Source organism: Actinoplanes sp. NPDC051388 (assembly GCF_055586225.1).
On sequence record NZ_JBVJIP010000013.1, the window covers coordinates 88,518 to 112,638 of the forward strand.

At 72.1% G+C, this 24,121-nt stretch carries 19 protein-coding genes; 5 read left to right on the top strand and 14 right to left on the bottom strand.

Annotated elements, in window-relative coordinates; genetic code table 11:
- Positions 1-7 precede the first annotated feature (7 nt).
- Positions 8-1,306, top strand: coding sequence for a sensor histidine kinase (locus tag ACZ6TI_RS29845; RefSeq protein WP_465348492.1), 1,299 nt, complete (start codon positions 8-10; stop codon positions 1,304-1,306).
- The gene (locus ACZ6TI_RS29850) at positions 1,300-1,998 is read left to right on the top strand and encodes a response regulator (protein ID WP_465348664.1); all 699 of its coding nucleotides are present in this window, start codon (positions 1,300-1,302) and stop codon (positions 1,996-1,998) included. The genes ACZ6TI_RS29845 and ACZ6TI_RS29850 overlap by 7 nt, the downstream gene beginning before the upstream one ends.
- Here ACZ6TI_RS29850 and ACZ6TI_RS29855 read toward each other — a convergent pair.
- A complete protein-coding gene (locus ACZ6TI_RS29855; RefSeq protein ID WP_465348493.1) occupies positions 1,934-3,031 on the bottom strand; it encodes a protein-L-isoaspartate O-methyltransferase family protein in 1,098 nt (365 codons plus the stop codon). The two genes, ACZ6TI_RS29850 and ACZ6TI_RS29855, sit on opposite strands and share 65 nt — an antisense overlap.
- Positions 3,018-4,214, bottom strand: coding sequence for a phosphotransferase family protein (locus tag ACZ6TI_RS29860; protein WP_465348494.1), 1,197 nt, complete (start codon positions 4,212-4,214; stop codon positions 3,018-3,020). Before ACZ6TI_RS29860 ends, ACZ6TI_RS29855 begins: the two co-directional genes overlap by 14 nt.
- Positions 4,215-4,282: 68 nt before the next feature.
- Between ACZ6TI_RS29860 and ACZ6TI_RS29865 the strand changes: the two genes are divergently transcribed.
- A complete protein-coding gene (locus tag ACZ6TI_RS29865) occupies positions 4,283-5,044 on the top strand; it encodes a transglutaminase-like domain-containing protein (protein WP_465348665.1) in 762 nt (253 codons plus the stop codon).
- Here ACZ6TI_RS29865 and ACZ6TI_RS29870 read toward each other — a convergent pair.
- From ACZ6TI_RS29870 to ACZ6TI_RS29920, 11 genes are all read right to left on the bottom strand, one after another.
- A complete protein-coding gene (locus ACZ6TI_RS29870) occupies positions 4,980-7,814 on the bottom strand; it encodes a hypothetical protein (protein WP_465348495.1) in 2,835 nt (944 codons plus the stop codon). The two genes, ACZ6TI_RS29865 and ACZ6TI_RS29870, sit on opposite strands and share 65 nt — an antisense overlap.
- A 170-nt stretch (positions 7,815-7,984) precedes the next feature.
- Positions 7,985-8,995 (bottom strand): allantoicase, encoded by a 1,011-nt coding sequence (alc, locus tag ACZ6TI_RS29875; protein ID WP_465348496.1) that lies wholly within the window; start codon positions 8,993-8,995, stop codon positions 7,985-7,987.
- The gene (allB, locus tag ACZ6TI_RS29880) at positions 8,995-10,305 is read right to left on the bottom strand and encodes an allantoinase AllB (protein ID WP_465348497.1); all 1,311 of its coding nucleotides are present in this window, start codon (positions 10,303-10,305) and stop codon (positions 8,995-8,997) included. The genes alc and allB overlap by 1 nt, the downstream gene beginning before the upstream one ends.
- Positions 10,306-10,326: 21 nt before the next feature.
- Positions 10,327-11,472 (bottom strand): DUF6986 family protein, encoded by a 1,146-nt coding sequence (locus ACZ6TI_RS29885; RefSeq protein ID WP_465348498.1) that lies wholly within the window; start codon positions 11,470-11,472, stop codon positions 10,327-10,329.
- Between the two features lie 46 nt (positions 11,473-11,518).
- The gene (gene aceB / locus ACZ6TI_RS29890; protein ID WP_465348499.1) at positions 11,519-13,138 is read right to left on the bottom strand and encodes a malate synthase A; all 1,620 of its coding nucleotides are present in this window, start codon (positions 13,136-13,138) and stop codon (positions 11,519-11,521) included.
- Between the two features lie 176 nt (positions 13,139-13,314).
- Positions 13,315-14,676, bottom strand: coding sequence for a DUF1996 domain-containing protein (locus ACZ6TI_RS29895; RefSeq protein ID WP_465348666.1), 1,362 nt, complete (start codon positions 14,674-14,676; stop codon positions 13,315-13,317).
- 475 nt (positions 14,677-15,151) lie between these two features.
- Positions 15,152-16,504, bottom strand: coding sequence for an 8-oxoguanine deaminase (locus ACZ6TI_RS29900; RefSeq protein WP_465348500.1), 1,353 nt, complete (start codon positions 16,502-16,504; stop codon positions 15,152-15,154).
- Complete coding sequence (gene pucL / locus ACZ6TI_RS29905; RefSeq protein WP_465348501.1) at positions 16,501-17,361, bottom strand: factor-independent urate hydroxylase; 861 nt, start codon at positions 17,359-17,361, stop codon at positions 16,501-16,503. Before pucL ends, ACZ6TI_RS29900 begins: the two co-directional genes overlap by 4 nt.
- A gap of 5 nt (positions 17,362-17,366) precedes the next feature.
- Complete coding sequence (gene uraH / locus ACZ6TI_RS29910; RefSeq protein WP_465348502.1) at positions 17,367-17,729, bottom strand: hydroxyisourate hydrolase; 363 nt, start codon at positions 17,727-17,729, stop codon at positions 17,367-17,369.
- Entirely contained in the window at positions 17,716-18,225 is a 510-nt protein-coding gene (gene uraD / locus ACZ6TI_RS29915) for a 2-oxo-4-hydroxy-4-carboxy-5-ureidoimidazoline decarboxylase (RefSeq protein WP_465348503.1), read from the bottom strand. Before uraD ends, uraH begins: the two co-directional genes overlap by 14 nt.
- An 83-nt stretch (positions 18,226-18,308) precedes the next feature.
- Entirely contained in the window at positions 18,309-18,800 is a 492-nt protein-coding gene (locus tag ACZ6TI_RS29920) for a hypothetical protein (protein WP_465348504.1), read from the bottom strand.
- A 122-nt stretch (positions 18,801-18,922) separates the two neighbouring features.
- Here ACZ6TI_RS29920 and ACZ6TI_RS29925 point away from each other — a divergent pair, with 122 nt between their 5' ends.
- Entirely contained in the window at positions 18,923-22,039 is a 3,117-nt protein-coding gene (locus ACZ6TI_RS29925) for an ATP-dependent RNA helicase (protein WP_465348505.1), read from the top strand.
- Between the two features lie 306 nt (positions 22,040-22,345).
- Here the strand turns inward: ACZ6TI_RS29925 and ACZ6TI_RS29930 are convergent, their stop codons facing one another.
- The gene (locus ACZ6TI_RS29930) at positions 22,346-22,993 is read right to left on the bottom strand and encodes a TetR/AcrR family transcriptional regulator (RefSeq protein WP_465348506.1); all 648 of its coding nucleotides are present in this window, start codon (positions 22,991-22,993) and stop codon (positions 22,346-22,348) included.
- Between the two features lie 129 nt (positions 22,994-23,122).
- On the opposite strand from ACZ6TI_RS29930, the gene ACZ6TI_RS29935 reads away from it, so the two are divergent.
- Entirely contained in the window at positions 23,123-24,046 is a 924-nt protein-coding gene (locus ACZ6TI_RS29935) for an SDR family NAD(P)-dependent oxidoreductase (protein ID WP_465348507.1), read from the top strand.
- The last annotated feature ends 75 nt before the right edge of the window (positions 24,047-24,121 follow it).

Consider the following 24,121-nt stretch of genomic DNA (forward strand, 5'->3'; position numbering starts at 1 on the left):
GATGCACATGACCAGCATCTGGCCGGCCCTGAAATCCCGGCGCTTCCTGCTCACCGCCTGGCCCTGGCGCGTGCTGCTCCACGTGTTCAGCACCGCGATCGTGGCGGCGCCGGTGGCGGTCGCCGCGTGGCTCGTCGCGCTGCCCTGGCTGGTGCTCGCCGACGACCTGCGCTCAGGTGCCCTGCCGGACACCGCGCACCTGGTGTTCCTGGTGCTGAGCGTCGGCGTGCTGGCCGCTTTCGGACCACTGGTGGCGGTGCCGCTGGCCGTGCTCGAACGGCATCGGCTGGCGCTGCTCGACGGCCGCCCGATCCGGTCCGGCCACCGGCGCACCCCCGCCGACCCGGTCGCCTGGCTGCGGATCCGCTACACCGAGGCGGCCACCTGGCGCGAGGTGCTCTACGGCCTGCTGCTCTCGCTGGTCGCGCCGCTGGTCTACGGGGTGCTGGCGCTGATCGCGGGGCTGGTTGTCGGCCTGCTGTTCGCGCCGGTGCTGATCACGGCCGACGCGGCGGACATCCAGTTCGGCAACCTGACCGTCGACAGTCCGGCCGAGTCCTGGCTGGCCGCGCTGGGCGGCGCGCTCCTCGTCGTACCCGTCGTGTATTTGATCTCGGCGGTGGCCGGCGGGCACGCGACCGTCGCGCGGGTGCTGCTCGGCGACCGGGCCGACGGGGAGCTGCGCGAGGTGGCGCGATCGCGGGCCCGGCTGGTGGACGCGTTCGAGGCGGAACGCCGGCGCATCCAGCGCGACCTGCACGACGGCGCGCAACACCAGCTGACCAGCCTCACCCTGCAGCTGGGCATGGCCCGGCTGGACCTGCCGCCGGACTCCCCCGCCGCCGAGCCGCTGGACCGCGCGCACACCCAGGCGAAGGACCTGATGGTGATGCTGCGCGACATCGTGCACGGGATCCGGCCGCAGGCGCTCGGCGATCTGGGCCTGATGCCGGCGCTGCGCGAGCTGGCCGGTCGCGCCCCGCTGCCGGTGCTGGTGTCCGGCCCGGACGTGATCACCAGGCCGCCCGAGCAGGTGGAGACGACGGCCTACTTCGTGGCGTCGGAGGCGCTGGGCAACGTGGCCAAGCACGCGCTCGCCGGTGCGGCTTCGGTGCACGTGTCCTGGTCCGGAGCAGAACTGATTCTCGAGGTACGCGACGACGGCGCGGGCGGCGCGGATCCGGCGGCGGGCAGCGGCCTGACCGGGCTGGCCGACCGGGTCGCCGCCGCCGGTGGGCGGTTGCTGCTGGCCAGCCCGCCCGGAGGTGGCACCCTGGTGCGCGTGGAACTGCCGTGCCGATGGTGAGCGTCGTCCTGGCGGAGGACGGCGTCCTGCTCCGCGAGGGGCTGGCCGGGCTGCTCGACCGGTTCGGCTTCCCGGTGCTGGCCGCGGTCGGCGACGCGGACGCCCTGGTCGCGGCGGTCGGCGAGCACCGGCCCGGCCTGGTGATCACGGACATCCGGATGCCGCCGGGCAACACCGACGACGGCCTGCGCGCCGCGGTGGCCCTGCGCCGGTCGCAGCCGTCGCTCCCGATCGTGGTGCTCAGCCAGTACGTGCAGGAGGAGTACGCGTCCGCGCTGCTCGACACCGGCTCGGGTCGCGGCGTCGGCTATCTGCTCAAGGACCGCGTGGTGGAGGTGGCGGACTTCGTGGCCGCGCTGCACACGGTCGCGGCGGGCGGCACGGTGATCGACCCGGAGGTGGTGCGGCGGCTGCTCAGCCGGCCCCGGGATCCGCTGGACGCGCTGTCCGCCCGTGAGCGGGAGGTGCTGGCGGCGATCGCCGAGGGGCACTCGAACTCGGCGATCGCGGCGAAGCTCTTCGTCAGCGAGGCGGCGGTCGGCAAGCACGTCGGCAACATCCTGACGAAGCTGGATCTGCCGCCGGCCGAGGACACCAACCGGCGGGTGCTGGCGGTGCTGGCGTTCCTCAGAGCCGCCAGTTCGCCGGAACCCAGATCGGGGCGTCCGGGCGGCCGGTCAGCGCGAGGGTGACCTGCCAGCCGCGCATCGGCGGGCGGCCGGCGGCGTCCCAGCGCTTCAGGATGTCCGCGGCGTCGTTCGCGTATCGCTCCGAGTCGCCGCCGCCGGCCAGGATCGAGCCGTCCGGCAGGATCGTCGCGCCGCCGGTGCGGTCCTCGTCGAGCAGGATCAGGCCGCTCTGCTCCATGCCCGGGATGGCGCCGTAGGTGGCTCGGCGATGCCAGACGCCGGCCGCGTACCAGAGGTCGCGGTAGCTCGGCGCGTCCAGCGGTGGGTCGAAACGCGGCCCGTCGACCGGGTTGAACGCGGCCAGCTCGCCCGCGGCGACCGGCGCCGGATGCGCGAAGGGGTGCCCGGCGGTCAGCGCGCCGGCCGCGGTCATGAAGCTGGACGGGCAGATCACCGAGGCGGTCACCGGGCCGTCGGCGGCGCCCCGGACGGCGAGCACCGGGTGGGTGCCGGCGTGCTCGACCGGCACCACGGCGACACCGCCGGGGTCGAGCTGGCTGAGCCAGCGCGGGGACAGGCCGGTCACCCCGACCGTCACGATCACCCGGTCGAAGCGGTGCCCGGGAGCGCCCGCGTAGCCGTCGCCGTGCTGGACGCGTGCGCCCTCGATGCCGGCCCGGGCCAGCGCCTGGGCCGCGCGGTCGGCGACGTCGGCCTGGACGTCGACGCTGACCACGTCGGCGCCGAGCGAGCTGAGCAGGGCGGCGTTGTAGCCGGTGCCGGCGCCGATCTCGAGCACCCGCATGCCGGGCTCGACGGCCAGCGCGGTCAGCATGATCGCCATCAGCGACGGCTGGCTGGACGAGCTGATCGGGATCCGGTTGTCGAGCTTGGTGACCAGCACGTCGTCGCGGTAGACCGCGTCCAGGAAGCCGGCGTCGGTGGGCCGGATCCAGTGGCCGTCGCGGCCCTGGAAGCCGTGGCTGACGAACGCCTCCCGCGGCACCGCGGCGAACGCGGCCGCCAGCTCGCCGGTCAGCGGCACGGCGTGCGCGATCTCCTCGACGAATCGCTCGCGCCGATCACTCCCGGTCATCCGTCCACCCTACGGCGGCGACCGCCCGGGCCAGCCGATCGGGCACGTCACCGGCGTGATACGGGTGCTCGGCCGGTTCGATGTTGGCCAGGAAGTTCGCATAGATCACCGCGCGGCGCAGGTGGAAGATCGGGCGCATCAGCTCGGCGGCGAGTTGCGGATCACTCTCCGGGCATGCGGTGCGCCAGCGCAGCGCCCACGACGCGGTCAGCTCCTCGGCCTCGTTCGCCGTCAGACCCTCGGTGAGCCGCAGGATGTCGTCGGCCGGGTGCCCGACGGTGGCGTCGCCCCAATCCATGATCACCGGCTGGCCGGCGCCGATGCGCGCGTTGCCCGGATGCAGGTCGCCGTGCACGATCGTGTCCGGCAGCCGGCACGCGGCGATCCGCTCGAGGCGGCCGGGCAGCTCGGCGATCAGCTCGGCGAGGCCCGGGATGTCCGCCAGATGCGGCCGGGCGACCTGGTCGAACGGCGGCACCGCGAGGCGCGCGTCGGGCATGCCGGTGGCCAGCAGGTCCTCGATCCGGCCGGCCAGCGCCTCCTGCACCGGGTGCCACTCGGCGGCGATCTGCGACCGCACGTCGAGGCCGGCGCCGAAGCCGTCCTCGCCGGGCACGTGCGCGAGCAGCATGCGACCCTGGGCGCCGGCCGCGAGCAGCGGCGGCACCAGGCCCGGCGCGATCCCGGCGACCAGGCCGAGCACGGCCGGCTCGTGCGCGAAGAAGGACGGCACCTGCTTGAGCCAGGCGACCGGCTCGCCCGCCACGTCGAGCCGCCAGATCGCCGAGAGGTTCCAGGTCTTGCGCTGGGTGGCGACCGCGTTGCCGGTGCCCAGGGCGGACAGCGCGCCGATCGCCCAGCGCACCGACGCGTCCGGGCCGCCGGGTTCCGCATATGGCGCCCGGTGCGGCTGCGGCGACAGATCGGGGTCGGCGGGCTCGACCGGCACCGGCGGCGACCCGGCGAGCTGGGCCAGGTAGGTGACCGTCCCGCCACCGTTCATCGCCTCGCCGGTCGCGCTGAGCAACCGCAGCACCTGGACGTCCACGCCGTATCGCCGGCGCGCGCCGGTCACGACCTCCTCGACCTCCGGCCACCACGGGACCTCGACGTCGAACGGCGGCAACGCGCCCAGCGGAACGCCGAGCGTGTCGAGCAGAATCAGCTTCACTGTGCGACCCACGCCGGAGACCGTAACGTGTGCGACGTTTCCGCGCTCCCCTACCGGGATACCGTGTTGCCGTGACGGACATGACTCAGGTCGGCTGCCTTCTCACCTTCGACGTGACGACGGCGGCGGAGATCATGTTGCGGATCGCCGCCGACCGCCCCACGACCGAGTCGCTGATCGCCCCGGTGGAGGTCGAGGAGCTGCGCGGGCGGCGGCACTACCTGCGGGTTTCCCCCGGACGGGTGTCGATCAGCTATTCCGCCCAGGTCGGTCCGCTGGACGCCACGCCCGAGGTCACGCTCGCCGATCGGATCGACGCGCTGCTGCCCAGCCGATACTGCCCGTCGGACCGGCTGGGCGGCTTCGCGGCGACGCAGTTCGGGGGTCTGCCGGACGCGACGGCCACGGTCCGGGCCATCACCGACTGGGTCTTCGAGCACCTGGCATACGAGGCCGGCTCGAGCGGACCGACCACCGACGCGGTCGACACGCTGCTCGCCGGGGCCGGCGTGTGCCGCGACTACGCGCATCTGGTGGCGACGCTGTGCCGGGCGCTGAACATCCCGGCGCGGGTGGCCGCGGTCTATGCCCCCGGACTGTCCCCGATGGACTTCCATCTGGTGGTGGAGACCGCGCTGGACGGCAGGTGGCGGGTGTGGGACGCGACCCGGCTGGCGCCGCGGCCGACCCTGATCCGGATCGCCACCGGGCGCGACGCCGCGGACACCGCGCTGGCCACCACCGTCTCCGGCCTGCTCACCATGCCGGAACTGCAGATCACCGCCGTGGCGGCCGGCGACCTGCCGCTGGACGACCACGTGGAGCTGGTGAGCCTGCCCTGAGCGTGGCCCGAGCCCAGAGCACCGGCCAGCCGCGCGGCATCCAGCTTTGTGGGACCAACACCTGTTCACCGTCGGTGGGGACGCCGCCGAGCTCGGCTGCGGCCTTGCGGGCGGTGTGCCACGGGTCTCCGGTCGTGTCCAGGTCCGGCACGGTCGCGCCCGCGGGGAACAGCACGGTGGCTGCGAGCGCCATGGCGCAGAGCATGGGCGCTTCCGGGTGGGTGGCGAGGTGGCGGGCGAGGTGGGGGTCGTCAGCGCTGATCAAGCGGCCCAGGGCGGCCCGGACGCGCAGGGCGACCAGGTCGGCGGTGCGGGCGGCGGCGACCTCGGGGACGCGGGCGAGCGGGCGCAGGTAGCCGGCCAGGGGTGCGTCCACGGTGAGTGGGGAGAGGCGGTCGGACATGCCGTCCAGGGCGGTGGCGAGGGGGCGGTCGGCGGTGGCGTGCCAGATCTCGGTCAGGCGCGGGCCCTCGTTCGAGGCGAGTGCTCGGCGGCAGACCTCGGTCAGCGTGGCGGGGGCGGCTCGGCGCAGGGAGGTAGCTGCTTCAGGGCCGCGGGTGTTCGGCGCGAGGCGTACCCAGAAATCGGTTTTGATCTCGCGCAGACGCTCGCGCAACTCGGGGCCGGCCTCGCGCAGGGTGCGGGCCGCGGGGGTCGGGCGCCGGACCGTCCTTTTCGGACGGATGCCGGGACGAGGTGGCTCGGTTTCGACTTTCGGCTTGCGTGTGGAGAGTTTGGCGGCCCAGGCGGTGACGTGGGTGAGCTGGTCGGGCTCGGGGTCGGCGTTGAAGCGCGCGCGGATCTCGTCGATCCGCCAGCCGCCGGTGCGGCGCAGAAGCTCGACGTTGAGCACCACCCGGCCGTCCCGGTCGCGCAGCGCGAGGAGCACGCTGCGGCCGACCTCGGCCTCCTCGGTGTAGTAGTCGCCGGCGATGCAGTTGCCCATGTAGGCGCCCCAGGCGGCGAGTTGGCGGCCGGTGCGGGCGATCTCGACGCGCAGGCCGGTGCCGGGGACCTCGGTGCCGTCGGTGGTGGCGATCTCGGGTGGGACCTGGAAGACGCCGGTGAGGGCTTCGGCGATGGCCGCTGTGGCGAAGAGGGCTCGGATGAGGCCGGGCCAGTCGCGGGGTTTGGTGCGGACCCGGCCGCCGAGTTCGGCCAGTTGGACGGCGGCGGTCACCGCGGCGGTGATCGGGCCGGCCGGGGGTTGGAGGGGATCGGGGTCGGGGGTCAGGTCGGGGAGGATGTTGGGGCGGCTGCCGAAGAAGGTGATCTCGGCGGCCGGAACGCCGCGGAGGCGGGCGACCTGGTCGCCGAGCTCCCCGAGCCAGAACAGATCGTTGACGAGCTCGATCCCCGCGGCCGCGGCCTCCTCCCCCTCCCCCTCATGCGGTGTGGCGGTGGTGTCGAGGTGGGTGCGAATGCGGCCGGCCAACGGGGTGGAGTCGGGGTGGCGGTGGCCCCACGTGGTGAGGCGGTCGGGTGAGAAGTAGCCGGCCGTCGACCGCCACTCGGCCATGCTCGCGGCGCCCCAGCTGGCCACGGCTTGACGGGCGAGTTCGTCCGTGACCTCGTGGAAGGCCTCGAACAGGAAGTCGTCGACCTCCTCCAGCAGCACCTCGCCCCAGTCGCGGGCCCGGGCCACGCGCTTGGCCACGGACGCGAGGTTCTTCGGGGTGAGGTCGGGGACCTGCCGGACCTGACGGACGATGTCGCGCACCCAGACGGCAGGCCGGGCCGGCAGCGGGTTCATGCCCTCCGCCCCAGCGGTGGCGAACTTGATCGCCGCCGCCGTCGGCATCCCGGCGACCACGGCCAGCGCCGGCAGGTGCCGCCGGAGCGCCGCGGTCAGGCCGATCATGGCCGCGTCCTCCGCGACCCGCCCCAGGACGGTCGCCGCGAGCGCGTCCTCCAGCAGCCGCCGGGCCCGCGTCTTCCAGCAGTCATCGGGCAGGTGCCACCGGGCGAGCTGAGCGGGCGACGGGTCCTCGCCGAGTTCCTGCCGGGCCTTGGCCAGCACCTCGTCGTCGTGCAGGCGACGGTATCGCGCTTGCAGCTCACCGCTGTCCGCGGCACCCTGCGCCCGGCGCAGGTGCTCGCGGCGGACGGCGGACTCGCCGTGCTCGCAGGCCTGCCGCCACAGGTCGGTCAGCAGCGCGAGCCGCCGCGGCCCGGGCACGCCGTCGAGCAGCCGCCGCAGGTGCGCGGAGATGTCCGAGGCGAGGCCCGCACCGAACGGGTCGACCTCGGCCGGAGCGGTCAGGCGCAGGATCTTCTCGAGCTGTTCGGGGCCGAGCACATCACTGGCCGCGGCGGCGAAGCGCAACACCGGCCAGTTGCCCGCGGCGATCGCTTCCCGGGCGGCGGCGCCGACGCGCTTGGTGGCGGAGGGCCCGAAGAGCCCGGCGAGCAACGCGGCCGGCGGGCCGAGCTTGGAGTCGTCGGTGGTGAGCGCGGCGAGCAGGCAGTCGCGCCGGTCACCGCGGCCACCGTCGATCCGCGCGGACCGGAACCCGTGACCGAGGTCGACATCCCCACCGGCGGCCAGCACGCCGCCGGCGCGGACCAGGGCGGCGAGGGCTTCGGCGGCGGCGCGGACGTCGGCGGCGGGTGCGTCGGCCGGGCCCACCGCGACCGGGGTCCCGGGAGGGGTGTGGTCATCGGCCTGCGCGGCATCGATGGCGGGTGCGGCGGATCTGCCGGCCGGCGCGGCGAGCCAAAGCTCGCAGCCGGTCGGCGGCACCACACCACCCGCCAAACGAACGTTCACGCCAGACATGATCGCGCGCCCGGGCAAACCCGCCAAAGGACTTTCCGCAGGACGCGGCCCACATCCACGCGGCGCGTTCCCGGGCGTCTCCTACGGCGATCGCGCCGTGGCCCCTCCTCCATCGTGACCCCGCCGCGGCCGTCCCCACCGCGACCGCGGCGCCGGGCGGGTCAGGTCAGGGCGTCGAAGCGGGAGCGGAGGAAGGCCGCGCTCTGCTCGTCGAGGCGGCCGTGCAGCCGCAGGCGGGCCATGCCGCCGTCCGGGAAGATGTCCATGCGCACGTGGCTGGCGGCCCGCGCCGGACTGATCCGGAACCGGTGCGGCGTGTCCGGCGCCAACGGCACCGGCTCGAGCAGGTCGAACCAGGCGGTCGGGTCCTCCACCGAGCCACTGCGCGCATCCACCCCGCGCAGCGAAGCAAGCCCCGGCGCATTTCCCTTGAAGTGGCTGGTGTCCAGGTCGGCGAGCTCGATCACGGCGGGCGCGGCGAGCTGGACGATCACCCAGTCGTTGCCGTCGTCGCGGCGGCGGGACGTCTCCCAGCCGTCGCCCATCGACGCGGCCAGGCCGGGCATCAGCATGTTGTGCGGGTGGCCGAAGAACATGTTGCTGCACCCGGTGACCCGCGCGCCGTATTGCGCCGCCGCCACGTCGAACACCGCGGGCAGCAGGTCCGGATCGGGAACCACCTCGCCGTGCACCCGCAGCCGCGCCACCCCGCCGTCGGGATAGATCGTCAGACGCACGTGCGTGAACCGGCGCGGACTGTCCACAGTGAACAAGTTCTGGCTGTCTCCGGTCAGCGGCGACCGGGACACCAGCGGCGTCCAGGTGGCGGCCCGCAGCTGCGCCGCATCCGGATAACCGGGCACCGAGCAGCCGTCGACCGACGCGTGCGGCGGGTAGTTGCCGACGAAGAACGACGTGTCGACGTCGATGCCGCGGATCACCCCGGGCGCGCCGAGCCGCACGATCGCATGGTCGTGGCCGGGTTGCCGGCGACGCCGCGACTCCCACCCGTCGTAGACCTGACCGCGATGGTCGAAGGTGCGCGGCGTGAACACCGGCGCCGCCGGCGAGATCAGGTGGTCGGCCGCGGCGAAGAACTCGTCGTTGACCTCCACGATCCCGCCGCCGAAGGTGCGCGACGCCAGGTCGGTCAACGTGCTGAAGTCTTCCATCAGACCTCCCGCTCGAGAAAACGGCCGCCCGGCACGTCGCCGGTCACCCGGCGTCCGCGCAGCCAGGTCGTGCGGACCACGCCGTCGAGGTTCTTTCCCGCGTACGGCGTCACCGGGTTGCGATGGTGCAAGGCGTGCGGGTCGACGGTGAACGTGGCATCGGGGTCGAACGCCACCAGGTCGGCGTCCGCACCGACGGTCAGCCGGCCCTTGCGGGTCAACCCGACGAGGTCGGCCGGCCGCCGCGCCATCCAGGACACCACGTCGGCCAGCGCGAAGCCCCGGGCGCGGGCCGCCGTCCAGATCACCGGCAGGCCGAGCTGCACCGAGGCGATCCCGCCCCAGGCCGCCGCGAAGTCACCGGACTCGCGCTGCTTCAGCTCGGGGGTGCACGGCGAGTGGTCGCTCACCACGCAGGTGATCAGGCCGTCGGCGAGCGCCGCCCACAACTGGTCGGCGTTGGCCGCCTCGCGGATCGGCGGGCAGCACTTGAACTCGGTGGCGCCGGCCGGGATGGTCTCGGCGTTCAGAGTCAGGTAGTGCGGGCAGGTTTCCGCGGTGACGCGTACCCCATCGGCTTTGGCCTGAGCGATCAGCGGGAGTGCCGTGGCCGCGGAGAGGTGCAGGATGTGCACCCGGGCGCCCGCGGCGCGGGCGGCCTCGATCGCGGTGGCGACCGCCGCGTGTTCGGCGTCGGGCGGGCGGGAGGCGAGGAAGTCGGCATAGGCCGGGGAGGACGCGGCGTCGTGCAGGTGGAACGGGTCTTCCGCGTGCACGACGAAGCGAGCGTCCACAGCGGACAGTGCGAGGGCCAGTTCGTCGGCGCTGACCGGCGGGAACTCGGGCACCCCGGAGTCGGCCAGGAACGCCTTGAAGCCGAACACCCCGGCCTCGTGCAGTCCGGGCAGGTCGCCGGAGTTGCCGGGGATCGCGCCGCCCCAGAAGCCGACGTCGACGTGGCACTGGCCTTCGGCCGCGGACCGCTTGACCCGCAGCGCGTCGGTGTCGACGGTGGGCGGCAGGCTGTTCAGCGGCATGTCGATGATCGCGGTCACGCCTCCGGCCGCCGCCGCGCGGGTGGCGGTGGCGAAGCCCTCCCACTCGGTGCGTCCGGGCTCGTTGACGTGCACGTGCGTGTCGACCAGGCCGGGCAGCAGGGCCTCGTCGCCGAGATCGACGTCCTCGGCGGCGTCGATCACCTCGGCATAGCCCGCGATGGCCACGATCATGCCCTCGGCGACCACAACGGCGGCCGGGCGCTCGCCGTCGGAGAAGACCACGCGGCGGGAGCGTACGACCAGATCGACCATGGCACCGAGCCTAACCGTCACTCAGGCCAGCGCGAGGAGTTCGGCGCGGCTGAAGCCGACATCACCGAGCGCCCCGCAGTCGAGGCCGCGCAGCAGGAACCCGGCCAGCGCCCGAGCGGTGGCCGGCTCGTCGGCGATGCCGCCGGACTGCCGGTCGAGGTAGCGTCGCAGCCGGCCGACCGCGGCGTCGCGCCCGTCGGCGAAGAACCCGTAGGTCGCCGCATAACGCGTCGGCAGATGCCCCGGATGCATGTCCCAGCCCTGATAGAAGCCCCGCTCCAGGGAACGCCGGACCAGCCGGTGGTGCAGCGCCCAGGCCGCCTGCACCTCGTCGGGCGACCCGACCGGCAGCACGTTCGTCGACCCGTCGGAGAGCCGCACCCCGGTCTGCGCGGCGGCGGCCTGCATCACGGCCTTGGCATGGTCGGCCGCCGGGTGGTCCATCGACTGGTACGCCGCCGCGACCCCGGCCGCCGCACTGTAGTCATATGTGCCGTAGTGCAGCCCGGTGCAGCGCCCGTCCGCCGCGGTGATCAGCTTTGCCACCGTGGCGGCCCCGTCCGCACCGAGCACGGCGGCGGGCAGTTCGACCTGGATCTCGAAGGTGAGGCGGCCGGCCGGCAACCCGTACCCCCTCTCGAGGATCTCGCAGAGGGCGACCATCGCGGTGACCTGGTCGGGCCCGCTCACCTTGGGCAGCGTGATGATGAAGGGTTCGCCGAAGGCGGACAGGAAGAGATCGAGCGTGCGCAGCGCCCGGCGACGCGTGGCCGGCTCCAGCGACTTGATCCGGATGCCCGCGAAAGGTGGCCGCACCCCCTCGTTGAGCGCCGCCGCGGCCGCCTTGACCGCCGCGTCCTCCTCGGCGTCGTCCCGCACGCCGTAACCGTCCTCCAGGTCGATGCGCAGGTCCTCGATCGGCTCGGCGCGCAGCTTGGCGGTCACCTGCTCGGCGTAGCCGAACCGCCACTCGTGCCCGGACATCGTGGCCAGCGCATCCGCCCGCCACACGTCGACCAGATCGGGGTTGACCTGGTCGGCGGGCACATAGACGGTGTGCACCGGCTGCCGCCCACCGCGATCCCCCGGGTAGCGCGCCTTCAGGAACGCGTCGTGCGCGGCGAGCCGGTCGTCGATCCCCTGGTAATCCCCGTCGGTCAACCGCATGTCGTCCTCGCAGTGCGGCCGAGCCGCCTCCTGCAGCCCGGCCGCATCAATCGATGCTGTCGTAGGCCGCCGTGGTCAGGAAGTCGGCGAAGTCGTCGGCCAGCGCGACCCGCTCGAAGAGCTTGCGCGCGTCGTCGAACCGGTTGCCGGGGAACGGCTCCAGCTTGGCCAGCTCCTCGTCCTCGATCCGGGCGACCAGCTCGGCGGTGATCGGGGTGCCGTCGGGCAGCGTGACGCCGTTGTGGATCCACTGCCAGATCTGCGAGCGGGAGATCTCGGCGGTCGCCGCGTCCTCCATCAGGTTGTTGATGCCGACCGCGCCGTTCCCGCGCAGCCACGCCTCGAGGTATTGCAGACCCACCGAGACGTTGCCGCGCAGGCCGGCTTCGGTCACTTTGTTCTTTTCCGCGCCCTTCTGTTCCGCGCCCTTCTGTTCCGCGCCCTTCTGTTCCGCGCCCTTCTGTTCCGCGCCCTTCTGTTCCGCGCCCTTCTGTTCCGCGCCGACGTCGAGGAGTTCGGCCGCGGTCACCGATACATCATCGCGGCGACGGTCGAGCTGGTTGGGCTTGTCGCCGAGCACCCGGTCGAAGATCTCCCTGCAAACCGGGACCAGGTCGGGGTGCGCCACCCAGGAACCGTCGAAGCCGTCACCGGCCTCGCGCTCCTTGTCCTCGCGCACCTTGGCCAGCGCGACCTCGTTGACCGCCGGATCACGCCGGGACGGGATGAACGCCGCCATCCCACCCATGGCGAACGCGCCGCGGCGGTGGCAGGTGGAGACGAGCAATTCCGTGTATGCCCGCATGAACGGCGCCGTCATCGTCACCGACGCACGGTCCGGCAGCACCATCGACGGGTTGTCGCGGAAGTATTTGATGATGCTGAACAGGTAGTCCCACCGGCCCGCGTTGAGCCCCGAGATGTGCGGGCGCAGCGCGTGCAGGATCTCGTCCATCTCGAAGGCGGCCGGGATCGTCTCGATCAGCACGGTGGCGCGGATCGTGCCGTGCGGGATGCCGAGCGTCTCCTGCGCGTAACTGAAGACGTCGTTCCACAGCGCGGCCTCTTTGTGGGACTCCATCTTGGGCAGATAAAGATATGGCCCGCTGCCCCGCTCGATCAGCTCACGCGCGTTGTGGAAGAAATAGAGCCCGAAGTCGACCAGCGCGCCCACGGCCGGCTCGCCGTCCACCGGCAGGTGCCGCTCGTCGAGGTGCCAGCCGCGTGGGCGCATCACGATCGTCGGATAGGGGCCGCCGCCCAGCTCATAGGTCTTGGCCTCGGTCTCGAGCGAGATCGTGCGCCGGATCGCGTCATAGAGATTTTGCTGACCGGAGACCACATTTGACCAGTGCGGGGTGTTGGCGTCCTCGAGGTCGGCCAGCCACACCTTGGCGCCCGAGTTGAGCGCGTTGATGGTCATCTTGCGCTCGGTCGGCCCGGTGATCTCGACACGGCGGTCGGTGAGATCCGCCGGGGCGGCCGGCACGGTCCAGTCGCCGGCCCGGATGTCGGCGGTCTCGGGCAGGAAGTCCAGCGCGGCCCCGGCGGCGATCGCGGCCCGGCGCTCGGCGCGCGCGGCCAGCAACTCGTTGCGGCGCGGCCGGAACCGCCTGGTCAGGTCGGTCACGAACGCGACGGCCTCGTCGGACAGAATCTCGGTCACGGTCGGTGGCTCCCCTCGGGCTGGCTTCCTGAGGACCACCGTATCCGCCTTGGGCGGTCGCGGCTCGGGGCTGTGGATAACCGGGGGCGGGCAGTGACCTCCGCGAGACCGGAGTCCCTGGGGATGCGAAGGTCACTGCCCGTTTTATCGGGGAACGGTCCTCAGAACTGAGCCCCTCAGAACTGGCCGAAGCTGTTGCACTTGGCCTTCTGGGTGATGCAGTTGCGCACCCGCTCGGCGAGCGGCTTGGTCTCCCAGGCGTTCATGAAGTCGCCGTGCATCGAGGAGGCCATCCCCGAGGCGAGCTGGAAGCCGGCCTTGCTGCCGCTGGTCGGGTAGCCGATCACGAAGGACAGCGACGGGATCGCGACCGGGAACTTGCCGGACTCGCAGGTGCCGTCCGGTCCGGTGCCGCCGACATGCGACTTGTGGTCCGGGCTGTCCAGGTGCTTGCCGTCCCAGCAGTCCGGGAAGGTGAGCTGGTAGGTGATCTCCGCGGTGTTCGCGCAGACCGGCCAGTTGCCGTCGTCGCTGCGCCCGGTCTGGCCGCCCCGCCCGGCGCACCAGAACTGGGCCGGCGCCCCGTCCGGCGTCGCGACCTGACGCTTGGCGTCGCCGACGATCATCCGGAAGCCCTCCGGGAACGGCACCACGGTGGTCGCGTCCTCGAGCCGCGAGCCGTAGTAGACGGTCACGCCGTGCGGGTCGACCGGCTTGCCGTTCTCCAGCAGCGTGGGGACCCAATAGGCCGAGCGGTCCTCCGGCGGGTCACAGCTGGTCGCGAGGCTGCGGAACAGCGAGGCGTTGGTGGACGTCGCGCTGGTGCTCTTGTTGCCCCAGAAGGTGTGCAGGTGCGAGGCCCCGGCCATGCCGGGGAAGACGATCGGGTCGTCCGGCAGGCGGTGGCTGATCTCGCAGGAGGCATTGAATTCCGGTACGCGGACATTGCCGGCCGGCACGGGCTCGGCCTTGGTGGCCCGGTACTCGGCCAGCTGAGCGGCCCATTTGGCGGGGTCCACCTCCACCCAGCCGCCGCTGTCGGCCGGCGGAGTCGTCGTCGACGGTGGGATGCTCGGTGCCGGGGCCGCCGTGGCGGCGCCGCCGAAGGTGAACCAGTTGACGTTCACGAAATCGCCACGGCCGGTGCTCTTCAGCACGGCGAAGACGGTCTGTGGCGCGGCCGGCGGGGTGGCGATGGTCGCCGTCCTGGTGACCCACTTCTGCCAGCCGCCGGTGGACGTGACGGGGAAGGATGCGACCACGGGACCGGTGGCGGAACCGGTGTGCAGCTCGACCGCGCCACCGGCCCTGCTGTCCGACGCGATCCGGGCGCTCACCTCACCGCCGATGGTGATCCCGTCGAACCGCAGCCAGTCACCGTTGGCCAGCCACCCGACGTTGTTGCCACCGTCGGCGTCCGCCGTGCGCTCGACCTGCGCGCCGGACTGCGCGTCGAAGTCCTCGGCCTGCGTGCGCCCAGGCACCTCCGCGGCGCTGGCGTTCGCGACCACGATTCCACTGACCGCCAAAGCACCCACAATCGTGGTGGCGAGAATGATACGAGTCTTTCGAATCGGCATTGCCGTTGTCCCTCCCAGGCGTTCTCACCAGGGAGTATGCGAACTCGATAGACATGCTTCAAGCTGTGGAGAAAGACTTATGAATCGTCATTTCCGGCGCTGCTGGTGGCCGCGATGTCCCTTCTGGATAACATTTTCTCGGCTCGTGTTCCTTAAATTTGCTTAAAGAGGCGCGGTGGCGACGGGCCGGTGCGTCGCAATATGCCTTGTGGCCCGGCCCGGCCCGGTCGGCCGGTTCGGCCCGGCTAGGCCGGACTCGGCCCGGCTCGGCCCGGGCTTGTGGGTCTGCCCGGCTCGGCCCGGCTTGTGGATCGGCCGGGCGGGGCCCAGCATGCCTCGTTGATCGGCCGGGCGCCAGCCCGCCGCGCGGCCGGCACCAGCCCGCCGCGCCACGTGCCGGCCTTGCGCCGAGCCCTCGCGCCGCCGGCCCGGCTCAGCGGGCTTTCATGATCTTGCGGTGGGCGCGGCGGGCGGCCCGGGTCAGTGCCTCCTGGTCCGCGTTCACCAGAGCGCCACGCTCCACCACCGGCTTGCCGCCGACCAAGGCCAGCTCCACTGTGGCCGGTGGCCCGAAGACCAGCGCCGCCACCTTGTCGTCGATGCCGTCGTGGCCGAGCTCGTCCAGTCGCCACATCACCAGGTCGGCCAGTTTGCCCTGCTCGATCGAGCCGATGTCGCCCTGCCGGCCCAGGCAGACCGCCCCGCCCATGGTGCCGATCCGCAGCGCCTCGCGGGCGTTCATCGCCTGCGGACCGCCGCGCAGCCGCGCCGTGAACAACGCCTGCCGCAACTCCGAACCCAGGTGCCCCGCCTCCTGCGACGCCGCGCCGTCCACCCCGAGACCCACCGGCACCGAGTGGTCGAGCAGCTCCCGGACCCGCGCGGACCCGGCGCCCAGCCGCGCGTTCGAGCTCGGGCAGTGCGCCACCCCGGTGCCGGTCGCGCCCAGCTTGGCGATCGCCGCGTCGTCCAGGTGCACGCCGTGGGCCAGCCAGACGTCGTCGCCGAGCCAGCCGAGCCGTTCCGCGTAGTCCACCGGCGTGCAGCCGAACCGCTCCTGGCAGAAGTCCTCCTCGTCGTCGGTCTCGGCCAGATGTGTGTGCAGGCGCACGCCTTTGCGCCGGGCCAGGATCGCCGCCTCGCTCATCAGTTTCGACGTCACCGAGAACGGCGAGCACGGCGCCACCGCGATCTGCAGCATCGCGTCGGGCGACGGGTCGTGCCAGCGGTCGATCGCGGCCTCGGTGGCGGCGAGCGCGTCGTCGGTGTCCTCCACCAGGTGGTCCGGAGGCAGGCCGCCGTCCTTCTGGCTCAGGTCCATCGAGCCGCGCGTCGGGTGGAACCGCAGCCCGATGCCCTGTGCCGCCTCGATCTCCGCGGCCAGCACATCGCCGCCGTCTCGCGGGAACACGTAGTGGTGATCCATGCTGGTGGTGCATCCGGACAGCGCCAGCCAGCCCAGGCCGGCGCCCGCGGCGGCGCCCACCACCTCGGCGTCCAGCCGGCCCCAGATCGGATAGAGCGTGGTCAGCCAGCCGAACAGCGTCTCATCGAGCGCCAGCCCGCGGGTCGCCCACTGGTAGAGGTGGTGGTGGGTGTTGATCAGCCCCGGGGTGAGCAGACAGCCGGTGCCGTCGATGCGCCGCTGCGAGCCCTGGTAGCGACCCGCATGACCCGGCCCGACCGCCCTGATCCGGCCGTCGTCGCCGATCACGACGTGTCCGTCGATGTACTCCGTGCCGGCCGCGTCGACCGTGGCGACGGCGACGTTCTCGATCAGGATCACAGGTACCACTCCGCCTCGGCCGGGGGCACGTCGTCGCGGGTCACGGTGCCCTCGATCAACCCGTACGGCCGGTCGCCCGCATTGAACACCTCGTTGAGGTTCTCCAGACCGAACGGCTCGAGGTCGACCAGGTAGTGATGCTTGTTGGGCAGCGCCAGCCGCACCTCGCCGATCTCCGGCCGCGTCTCCAGCACGCGGCTGCCCATCGAGAACAGCGTCTGCTGCAGGGAATGGCTGTAGGTGTTCACAAACCCGGAGGTGAGTGCCTCCAGCGCGCCGGTGAACGAGGCGCCGAAGTCGCCGGCTGCGGTCAGGTGCCGCCACTTCGCTTCGACGGCGGTGGCGAGGATGCGGTCGGTGGTCTCCGGCAGCGTCGTGTAGCGGTCCCGCGGAAACCCGTGGAACTCCGAGGCGGTCGAGTTGAGCAGCACCAGACCGGTGAGCCCGGACACCACCTGGGCGCCACTCTCGGCGACGGTCACCACGCAGGTGCGCGTGTAGGCGCCCTGCCGCTGGAACGAGTGCGGGCCGAGTCGATCCCACCCGTACGACTCGACGCCGACCCGGGCGGCGTGCACCTGACCCTGGGTCTTGACGAAGTGCTCGCCGAGCAGCAGCGCGAAGTCCTCGGGCTGTCCTACGCCGTGCTCCTTCGCGAACGCGTACACCGTGTTCTTCATCGTGTCGGTGGGCAGCACGCCGCTGTTGTCGCCGGTGTAGTGGGTGGCCTCGAGGTCGCCGGAGAGCGCGACGCTGACGTTCAGGTCGGCGAGGCGATGCGTTTCGCCGTCGCGGACGACGCGGACCAACCGCACCTCGGCCTTGCCATACCGGTTCGGTCCCAGGACGATCGCCACTTCCGTCAGCTCCCTCGGTAGGTGGTGTAGCCGTACCGGCTCAGCAGCAGCGGCACGTGGTAGTGACGGGCCGGGTCGTGCACGTGGAACGCGATGGTGATCTCCGGAAAGAACGACTCGCCCTGCAGATAGGGCTCCACGTAGAACATCAGCCGATAACCACCGGCCTGCCAGTCGTGCACCGGCACCTGGAAGCGCAGCCGGCCGTCGCCGTCGGTCTTCCCCTCGCCGATCGTGCGCCAGCCGTCGGTGTCGTGCCGCTCCAGCCGCACATAGACCTCGCGCGCCGGATCACCGGTGGTGGTGTCCAGAATGTGCGTGGAGATCCGCGCGTGGATCTGCGCCTCCGTGCCGTCATTCGAGGGCATCGAGCAGCCTCTCCAGCCGCAGCAGGGCGATCCGGCGCAGCTGGTCGGCCACGATCGCGTGCTCGGTCTCGTCATCGTTGGACAGCCGCTCGCGGGCAGCGGCCAGGATCTCGGACTGGCTCTTCCCGCTCGCGAAGATCAGAAACACATGCCCGAATCTGTCCTCATAGGCCCGGTTGGCGGCGATCAGCGCCGTGCGGGTCTCGTCGTCCGCGCTGTCCGCGGCCGCCGACTGCTCCCGCCGCGACCACGCCGCGTCGCGCGACGATCCCTCGGCCCGCTCGCCGATGCGCGGATGCGCGGCCAGCCCCTTGGTGACCTCCGCCCAGCTCAACGCACGTGCGGACGCTTCCGCCGCGGCCATCAGCGCGGCCCGGTCGGCATAGGGACGCCCGGCGGCGACCTCGGCCGCCCACGCCGGCGCGGCGCAACAGGCGAGCAGGTCGTCCTCCAGCCGGTCGGCGGGCATCGCGTTGACCACCTCGATCGCGCCCATGCTCACCCCCTCGCCCATTGCCGCCCAGTCAAGCAAAAGCCCCGGTCCACACGCACGCCTTTCCTCGTTAATTAACACGCCCATCACGGATGCGTCGCGAGGCGGTCGGTGGAGCCGTCCTCGAGTGCCTTGCCGACATGATCCAGGCCGCTCCGGATCAACGCGCCGTATTCATCATCCGGAAGATCGGCGACCAGCGCGCGGGCGGTCGCGAGGTGCCGCCGGGCCGACTCGTCCCGTGACAATCGGCGATGCACGTCGGCGAGATTGAGATGCAGCGACGGCAGGAACGCTCGAACCTGAAGCGAACCGTCGAACTCCCGCGCCCGCTCGTCGGTGAGCGACTCCACGGCCGCCAGCGCGCGCTCGTCCCAGACCAGCTCGTCGGCCGCCGACTCCTGCAGGTCGGCCAGGTAGTGCGCGAGCGTGCACCGATGCAGCGGGTCGCCGTCGGCGCCCAGGTCCGCCCACACGGCGGTGAGCTCCGCGACGGCCCGCGCCCGCTCGCCGTCGCGGCCGCGCTGCACCGCCGTCATGATCCGGGTCATCGTCGGGTCGGCGTCGAGCTGGGTCATGGTCGGGCCTCCGGGTGCCGGTCGTTCGGTCGGGGCACAGCTTGCCGCCTCCACCCGGTAGAGGGTCAAGACACTTAAGTCGATCGAATCAGCGACTTTCGTAGGCAGGCGCCGCGACGCCGATGCGCAAGACTGGGCGGGTGCTGATCACCGCCACCGCGCTGCCCGATCTCCCGGTCCGGGAGGTGCTGCCCGCCGTCGCCGCCATGCTCGCCGAGCGTGGCGCCGGCGTGCTGGTCGCGCCGCCCGGCACGGGCAAGACGACGCTGGTGCCGATCGCCCTGGCAGAGACGGGAAAGGTCGTCGTCGCGGAGCCACGCCGCGTCGCGGCCCGGGCGGCCGCGCGGCGGATGGCGGATCTGCTGGGCGAGCCGGTCGGCCGCCGGGTGGGTTATGCGGTGCGCGGAGACCGGCGGGTCTCCCGCGAGACCGTCATCGAGGTGGTCACCACGGGCGTCCTGGTCCGGCGATTGCAGCGAGACCCCGAGTTGATCGATACGGCGTCCGTGGTGCTCGACGAGTGCCACGAGCGCCACCTCGACTCCGATCTCGCGCTGGCGTTCCTGGTGGAGGTGCGCGAGACGCTCCGCCCCGAGCTCCGGCTGCTCGCCACCTCGGCGACCGCGGAGTCGGCCCGGCTGGCCGAGGTGCTCGGCGCGGAGACACCGGCGCCGGTGCTGACCGCCGAGGCGCGACTCTTCCCGATCGACATCCGGTGGGCGCCGCCCGAGGTTCCGATCAAGCCGGCGCTGGGCCTGCGTGTCGATCCCAAGCTGCTCGACCACGTGGCCGCGACGATCCGTCGCGCATTCGCCGAGGGCGACGGCGACGTGCTCGCCTTCCTGCCCGGCGCACGCGAGATCGAGACGGTGGCCGGCCGGCTGAGCGGGCTGCATGCCGACGTGGTCCGGCTGCACGGCCGCCAGTCCGGCACCGACCAGGACGCGGCGCTGCGCCCCGGCCCGCGGCGCCGGGTGGTGCTGGCCACCGCGGTGGCGGAGAGCAGCCTGACCGTGCCCGGCGTGCGAGCCGTGGTGGACGCCGGCCTCAGCCGGGTTCCTCGCATGGATCACGCCCGAGGCCTCGGTGCCCTGGTCACGGTCCCGGTCAGCCGCGCGTCCGCCACCCAGCGCGCCGGCCGAGCCGGCCGCGAGGCCCCCGGCCGGGTCTACCGATGCTGGTCGCGTGAGCAGCACGACCGCCTCCCCGCGCAGCCCGAACCCGAGATCGCGGTGGCGGACCTGACCGGTTTCACGCTCGACCTGGCCCTGTGGGGCCACCCGGACGGCACCGGCCTGCGCCTCCCCGACCAGCCGCCACCGGGCGCCCTGCAGACCGCGATCGGCACGCTGCAGGACCTGGGCGCGCTCGACCACCAAGGCCGGGTGACCCCGCGCGGCCGGGCGTTGGCCGGCGCCGGCCTGCACCCGCGCCTGGCCCGGGCCCTGATCGATGGCGCCCCGATGGTCGGCGACCGCCGAGCCGCCGAGATCATCGCCCTCCTCGACGAGGACCGCTCCCCCGGCGACGACCTGGTCGCCGGTTGGCGCCAGGCCCGCCGAGGAAACCACCAGTCCTGGCGCAACGAGGTTCGCCGCCTGACCACCGCCACCACCCGAACACCAGAGGCGGCCCCCGAGAGCCCCGAGCCCAAACCAAGGCGAGCGGTGATGCCTGCGGGCGTCCGAGCCGAACCCGATCAGCCGGACGAGCAAGAGGCGAAAAGCGCCGGTGCGGCAGGCCGCCACCCAACGCCTGAGCGGCCCGGAAGCCAACCGCCGCCCGAAGCCGGTGCGGCAGGCCGCCACCCAACGCCCGAGCGGCCCGGAAGCCAACCGCCGCACAAAGAAGGGGCATCCGGAGAAAACCGACGGCCGGCCAAATCCGATGGACCCGCCACCACGCGAGGCACGGCGAGGTCCGCAGGCGTTTCCGAGACCATGGGACCTGAAGGACAATCCGCCAGGGACTCGGTGCGCCTCGAAGGCGGTATCCGAGCCCCGGGATCCGATGGACGGATCGCGCGAGACGCGCCGACCGACGGCAAGCGCGAAAACGCCCGGCCCGAGGAGCGAGCGGCGCAAGACACCCCGGACTTCGACCGCAGACGCGAGACGACGAAGCCCGAGGGACGAGCAGCGCGAGACGCGCTCGTGCCTGGCGGGCGCGGATCAAGAACGCCGGCGGAGAGAGTGGCACGGGACTCGCCTGCGGACGGAGGAAGGCGCGAGGGTGGACGGTCGGGAGAGCTTGCGATTCCGGATGATCTGGCGGCGGGGCTGATTGTCGGGATGGCCTTTCCGGAGCGGGTGGCCCGGGTGCGGGAGGCCGGCGGGCAGATCTATCTGATGGCGGGCGGCACGGCGGCCGATCTGCCTCCCGGCAGCCGGTTGGCGGGCACCACGTGGCTCGCGGTCGCTTCCGCCGATCGGGCCGCGGGGGCGCGCAGCGCGCGGATCCGCACGGCCGCGCCGCTCGACGAGGCCACCGCGATGGAAGCGGCCTCCGCGCTGTTGACCGATGCGACCGAGATCGGGTGGCGCGGGGGCGACGTGGTGGCGCGTTCGGTGCGGCGGCTGGGGGCGATCACGCTGGTGGAGCGCCGGATCGACGACCCGGATCGGGCGCTGGTGCGGGCGGCTCTCTATGAGGGGCTTCGCCAGGAAGGGCTGAGCCTGTTGTCCTGGTCGCGCGGGGCGACCGAGTTGCGGGAGCGGATGGCGTTCGCGCGGGCGGCGCTCGGTGATCCGTGGCCGGCGGTGGACGACGAGGCGCTCGTCGCGGCGGCCGAGGACTGGCTGGGTCCGGACCTCAGCCGGGCTCGGCGACGGGCCGATCTCGCCCGGATCGACACGGCGTCGGCGCTGCGCCGGTTGCTGCCGTGGTCAGTGGCCGGACGGCTCGACGAGGTGGCGCCGGAGCGGCTGGCCGTGCCGAGTGGGTCGCGGGTGCGGGTGTCCTACGCGGATGCCGGGGCGCCGGTGCTGGCCGTGAAGTTGCAGGAGACGTTCGGCTGGCAGGACGCGCCAAGGCTGGCGGGCGGCCGGATCCCGGTGCTGTTGCACCTGTTGTCGCCCGCCGGACGGCCGGTAGCGGTCACGGCCGACCTGGCGTCGTTCTGGCAGACCGGATATCCCCAGGTCCGAGCCGAACTCCGCGGCCGCTACCCCAAGCACCCGTGGCCCGAGGACCCCACAACCGCCGAGCCCACCAGCCGCACCAACCGCCGCGCCCGATAACCGAGAAGCCCTCCCGACAACACCGCTCACGATGACCCCAACACCCACACGTCTGGCCCGTCCGACCCACAAAGTGCGGTGCTCGATGGCCGCGGTCGAGCGCCCGCTCTAACGGTGGCGTCGCTTGATGATCCGGATAGACGCGGGCAGATAGGAGGTGAGGCGACCGTCGCCCACAATGGTTGAGCCCATCCGACACCAACGCCCCAACCGGCGATCTTGCCGGGCCCGGGTGGGCCAGGCAGAGGCGCCCGTTGACCAGGACGCTAAGGGATGTCTCGTAACTCGATCCCCGTGCTGGCCTGTTCAGGTGAGTCGTACCCCGTCGAGGAGCATGGTCAGGCCTCGCTGGTAGTACTCCTGCTCGTCGGGAAGTCCGAGGAAGAAGTCGGCGGTTTCGGTCAGGTGGGGGTAGTCCTGCGGGGGGAGTGACTTCAGCCGCGCGCGCTTGGCGTTGAGCAGGGACTCCCGCAGGGCCGGGTCGGCGACGGCGGTTTCACCCGGCTGGCGGATCACCAGCCCGATCAACGCGTTGAGCAGGAAGATGCTCAGCTGCGCTGCGGCCACCGGCGAGTGTCCCTCGGCGCGCAGCAGTCCGATGACCCGCTCGGCCAGATCGATGCCGGCGTCCGTGCGCATGAAGCGGAGGGGTGCGATCTCGGCGAGGGCGGGGTGCGCGCGCAGGACACGCAGCAGGGCCGCCATCACCGTAGGCAGGTCGGGCTCGCTGTCGGCGGTCAGCTCCATTTCGCCGAGGATCCGCTCGATCAGCGCGTCGAGGAGGGCGTCCTTGCTCTTGAAGTGCCAGTACAGCGCCATGGGAGTGACGTTCCAGCCTGCAGCGACCCGGCGCAGCGTGACGGCGTCGAGCCCGTCCCCGTCCGCGATGGCGAGGGCTGTGGACAGGAGCTCGCCGCGATCGAGTCGCTCGGCGGCCGGGGGTCGGGGTGACATGAGGCTCACTATATCTCGTAAAGGGTGCGGTTTGACGATCCAGCAAGGAGGCGTTACCTTCGATATACAAAGTAAATTTACGTAATATAGTTAGAGGCGGCCATGAGTATTCAACAAAGGGAGAACCCTGTGACCCACACCATCGTCATGACCGGCGCGACTCGCGGGTTCGGCCGCGTCGCCGTCGAGCGCGTCCTCGACGGCGACACTGAGGCGCACCTCGTGCTCCTGGCCCGTGGCGCCACGGGAAACGAGCTCGCCTCCCAGCTCCGCCACAACGGGCGCGCCGTGACATCGATCCCGACGGACCTGTTGTCGATGGGCAGCGTCCGCGCAGCAGCTGACGAGCTGATCCGACGGCTCCATACAGGAGATCTGCCGCCGCTGCGCGGATTCATCGGCAACGCCGGCCTGCTTTACACGAACAACGTCACGGAGAGCCCGGACGGATTCGAGGCGACATTCGCCGTCAACGTGCTCGCCAATCACGTCCTTCTCCGCCTTCTGCAGGATCGATTCGAGGTGCCGTCACGGATCGTCCTCACCGTCAGCGACGCGCACTTCGGCGACTTCCGCCACAACGCGGGAATGATGCCCGCGCCGTCCTGGCGGGATCCGGCCGGCCTGGCCCGCATCCGCGCGTTCCCGGAGGCCAACACTGTCACGGCGGGAGGGACGGCTTACTCCACCAGCAAGCTCGCCGCGATTTACCTCATCCACGAGTACGCACGACGCCTGCCGCAGGGCGTCGACATTGTCGGCTACAACCCTGGATTCGTGCCCGGTACCGGCCTGAGCCGCGATGCAGGCGCAGCTGTCCGGTTCGTGGGGCGGCGGATCATGCCACTGATGACGCTGACCCCGATGGCGTCGAGCCAGAAAGTCGCCGGCCGGCGCCTCGCCGACGTCGCGCTCGGACGCGTCCCGGCACCTTCCGGTTCCTACATCGACCGCACACGAGTGGAGCGCTCGTCCAAGGAGTCCTACGACCCTGACCGTGAACGACAGCTTTGGGAGGCCGTAGAAGACCTGTGCTCCTCAGTCGCATCCTGAGAGACACCCCAGACGGGTCAATGGAAGCGTTCTGCGCGCTCGCCGACTGCGTCAGCAGCCGATCACTCTAAGCAA

Excerpts from the sequence above, each read along its gene's own strand:
- ACZ6TI_RS29925 (WP_465348505.1), top strand. The coding sequence starts at position 18,923 with ATGCGCAAGACTGGGCGGGTGCTGATCACCGCCACCGCGCTGCCCGAT.
- uraD (WP_465348503.1), bottom strand. The coding sequence starts at position 18,225 with ATGGGCGCGATCGAGGTGGTCAACGCGATGCCCGCCGACCGGCTGGAG.
- ACZ6TI_RS29845 (WP_465348492.1), top strand. The coding sequence starts at position 8 with ATGACCAGCATCTGGCCGGCCCTGAAATCCCGGCGCTTCCTGCTCACC.
- ACZ6TI_RS29930 (WP_465348506.1), bottom strand. The coding sequence starts at position 22,993 with ATGTCACCCCGACCCCCGGCCGCCGAGCGACTCGATCGCGGCGAGCTC.
- ACZ6TI_RS29920 (WP_465348504.1), bottom strand. The coding sequence starts at position 18,800 with ATGACCCAGCTCGACGCCGACCCGACGATGACCCGGATCATGACGGCG.
- allB (WP_465348497.1), bottom strand. The coding sequence starts at position 10,305 with ATGGTCGATCTGGTCGTACGCTCCCGCCGCGTGGTCTTCTCCGACGGC.
- alc (WP_465348496.1), bottom strand. The coding sequence starts at position 8,995 with ATGGAAGACTTCAGCACGTTGACCGACCTGGCGTCGCGCACCTTCGGC.
- ACZ6TI_RS29855 (WP_465348493.1), bottom strand. The coding sequence starts at position 3,031 with ATGACCGGGAGTGATCGGCGCGAGCGATTCGTCGAGGAGATCGCGCAC.
- ACZ6TI_RS29850 (WP_465348664.1), top strand. The coding sequence starts at position 1,300 with ATGGTGAGCGTCGTCCTGGCGGAGGACGGCGTCCTGCTCCGCGAGGGG.
- ACZ6TI_RS29865 (WP_465348665.1), top strand. The coding sequence starts at position 4,283 with ATGACTCAGGTCGGCTGCCTTCTCACCTTCGACGTGACGACGGCGGCG.
- ACZ6TI_RS29885 (WP_465348498.1), bottom strand. The coding sequence starts at position 11,472 with ATGCGGTTGACCGACGGGGATTACCAGGGGATCGACGACCGGCTCGCC.
- uraH (WP_465348502.1), bottom strand. The coding sequence starts at position 17,729 with ATGCCCTCGAATGACGGCACGGAGGCGCAGATCCACGCGCGGATCTCC.